This is a genomic window from Xenorhabdus miraniensis, assembly GCF_002632615.1.
Window position 1 is genome coordinate 1 of sequence record NZ_NITZ01000074.1, and the last position, 1,537, is coordinate 1,537.

Annotated in this window: 3 protein-coding genes; 2 read left to right on the plus strand and 1 reads right to left on the minus strand. The window is 42.6% G+C overall.

Annotation, left to right across the window (positions count from 1 at the left end; all coding sequences use genetic code 11):
• Window positions 1–159: 159 nt before the first annotated feature.
• Both Xmir_RS22055 and Xmir_RS22060 read left to right on the plus strand, forming a co-directional pair.
• On the plus strand, window positions 160–588 hold the full coding sequence (locus tag Xmir_RS22055; protein ID WP_244171026.1) for a helix-turn-helix domain-containing protein: 429 nt from the start codon (window positions 160–162) through the stop codon (window positions 586–588).
• A gap of 85 nt (window positions 589–673) precedes the next feature.
• Window positions 674–994, plus strand: coding sequence for a SymE family type I addiction module toxin (locus Xmir_RS22060; RefSeq protein WP_099116099.1), 321 nt, complete (start codon window positions 674–676; stop codon window positions 992–994).
• A gap of 71 nt (window positions 995–1,065) precedes the next feature.
• Here the strand turns inward: Xmir_RS22060 and Xmir_RS26045 are convergent.
• The coding region (locus tag Xmir_RS26045; RefSeq protein ID WP_167386045.1) for a hypothetical protein at window positions 1,066–1,537 on the minus strand (472 nt) is incomplete at its 5' end.

Genomic DNA, 1,537 nt, shown 5'->3' on the forward strand with positions numbered 1-1,537 from the left:
GCGGATTTCAGGTGCTGTAATTCTGCTTCCGGGATGCGAGCCATATCAGATATCCTTACAAAATATTTTTTAATAAAGCATCGATGCTTGATAAGTTAGCCTCAAGGCTTTATTATGTCAAGCATGTAAAGCGCATATCAACGCACCGGAGCATGGAAGATGAGTCATAATTACGGCAACATAGCTACATTTGAGACCGCAATAATGACAGAGGTGCTTGATATGGCAGCGGCAACAGAGAACGGATTTGCACAACGTTTGCGGGAACTGCGCAGACAAAAAGGCCTCTCCCAGTCTGAACTGGGCAAGCTGGCCGAACTGCATTACACCCACATAGGCCGCTTTGAGCGCGGCACCTCACGGCCGGGCAGTGATACGTTAAAACGTCTGGCGGATGTGCTCGGGGTAAGCAGTGATTATTTGCTGGAAGGGGCAGAGACCGAAGCAGCGAAAGCCCGCTTTGAAGACAGGGAGTTACTGCGGCAGTTTCAGGCCGTGGAACAATTACCGGAAGAAGATAAGGAAGTGATTAAGAAGTTGCTGGATGCCTTTTTAACCAAGAAGCAGTTACAGGCGCTGGCAAGGTAAAAACTATTCTTTTATTTAACGCGGGGAAAGAGTGCTACCAACACTTTAACCCCGCTGACCATAAGCAACTATTAAGGAGTTGAGCATGGCTAAGGCGCATTCTAAGCAAAACCGGGCGGTAAATAAAGCCGCCAAAACAGAACGTTATTACACCGTGGGATACGTGCCGCAAAATGACAAAGCCAACGCCCCGCCTGCGATACATCTTAAAGGGCAATGGCTTAAGCAGGCCGGATTTGAGATTGGTGGGACACTCACCGTCAAGATTATGGATGGCTGCATTGTGCTCATTCCTGACAGCGACGACACCCGCAATATCAGGCAACAGTACCAGCGCCAGCAAGACCAGCTCAGTGAGATTAAGCTGCGGATGCGGGAATTGATTGGGGATTATCAGGCGGGATGATAACAAAAAGCCGGCAGATCACAGGAATCTTTCCGGCTTTCTAATATAGCTATTGTGCGAAACTGCGCTTATTAACCATAAAAATAGTCAAAGAAATTCCCAAAATTATCTGCACCTATTAATGGCTCAATTTCCTTAGTAATCATTTCAACAAACTCTGGTTTCAATTCATCATCTTCATCACAAATTTCAAAAATATCAAATTCACCATATATTATCTCTATTAGTTTTGATAATGAAATGAAAAAATCAGCTAATGAATCAGATATTTTAAATGGTTTCCCAGAGTCATAATTAGCATAAACAGGTATATCTTGTTTATCTAGTAAAGCAATAATTGGTTTTCCCCCACCAATATCATCCATAAATACTAAATTATTATCTGGCCAATTAGGATTTTTTATTATTCCATCTGGATCTTTGATCCAACCATAACCATATTGGGCCTCCTCTATTTCATCAAAATTACAAAACTTGATTGGAGTAAAACCAGTTTCTATTACCATATCGACAGGCGAAAACTTTTCAAACAAGAATAATATA

What these genes read in the sequence shown, in the direction of transcription:
- Xmir_RS22055 (WP_244171026.1), top strand. Translation starts at nt 160, where the DNA reads ATGAGTCATAATTACGGCAACATAGCTACATTTGAGACCGCAATAATG.
- Xmir_RS22060 (WP_099116099.1), top strand. Translation starts at nt 674, where the DNA reads ATGGCTAAGGCGCATTCTAAGCAAAACCGGGCGGTAAATAAAGCCGCC.